Source organism: Staphylococcus sp. HMSC034C12 (genome assembly GCF_001835895.1).
Classification (GTDB): domain Bacteria; phylum Bacillota; class Bacilli; order Staphylococcales; family Staphylococcaceae; genus Staphylococcus; species Staphylococcus hominis.
The window spans coordinates 1-975 of sequence record NZ_KV826341.1 but is presented as its reverse complement, the minus strand read 5'-3'; the positions used below and the strand labels follow the sequence as shown (position 1 = coordinate 975).

The window sequence follows — 975 nt, the reverse complement described above, 5'->3', positions numbered from 1 at the left end:
CACTTATCTAGATACTTTATGTCCCGGACTCTTTTTAATCAAGTTATTTATCTTGTCTCTTAGTAACTATTCTAGTATATTTAATATACTTAGTATAAAAAAGATAGGCTATGATACATGACTACATTTCATTCAAAAGAAGCAATGCAAGTGACGAACGTCACTTTAAATGTTAAAGATTTAAACAAAATGAATCACTTTCATTCTGAAGTACTCGGTTTTTCTATTAAAAAGAAAACTGACACACAAACTATTTTTAATGTTGGAGAACATGGTCACACGTTAACGCTTCATCTTTTAGATCATGGACGTCATCCTGAATTTAGAGAAGCTGGCCTTTTTCATATCGCTTATTTATTACCTTCACGACAAGATTTAGCTAACTTCCTATATCATATGAGTAGTTTAAATCAGCCTGTTGGTGGCGGTGACCATTTAGTAAGTGAAGCACTATATTTCAATGACCCAGAAGGTAATGGTATTGAAGTCTATCAAGATCGCCCTTCTAGTGGTTGGGAATGGGAGAATGGCTTTATTAAAATGGATACTCTTGAAGTTGATGCACAAGATTTAATTTCACATCGTACTGAAAATGGTTGGCAAGGTTTTCCATCAGATGGAAAACTAGGACATCTCCATTTAAAAACACATAATTTGGTAGAGGCTCGTCAATTCTATATTGATCAACTTGGTTTTGAACATATTTCAAATCTCCCTCAAAGTTTATTTATTTCTACACAACACTATCATCATCACATTGCTGTGAATACATGGCAATCTAATCAAGTGAATCCAGACAATAAGAACACTTATGGATTAACACATATTGATATCTATCAACCTCACGCTAAAGAAACGAATTTAACATCACCTGAAGGGTTTAGTATGACTATTCATGGAGATGTGAGTGTGGTTCCTGATTAAAAAAAGGTTGGATGACAATTGGACTGACCCCAATTAGTGGGAATTATATAA

The 975-nt window shown here is 33.7% G+C and carries 1 protein-coding gene; it reads left to right on the top strand.

Translation table 11 applies throughout. From position 1 onward, the window contains the following. The first annotated feature begins 117 nt into the window (after positions 1–117). Entirely contained in the window at positions 118–924 is an 807-nt protein-coding gene (locus tag HMPREF2629_RS08780; RefSeq protein WP_070813294.1) for a VOC family protein, read from the top strand. The last annotated feature ends 51 nt before the right edge of the window (positions 925–975 follow it).

Coding starts and splice junctions, on each gene's coding strand:
- HMPREF2629_RS08780 (WP_070813294.1), top strand. CDS start 118: ATGACTACATTTCATTCAAAAGAAGCAATGCAAGTGACGAACGTCACT.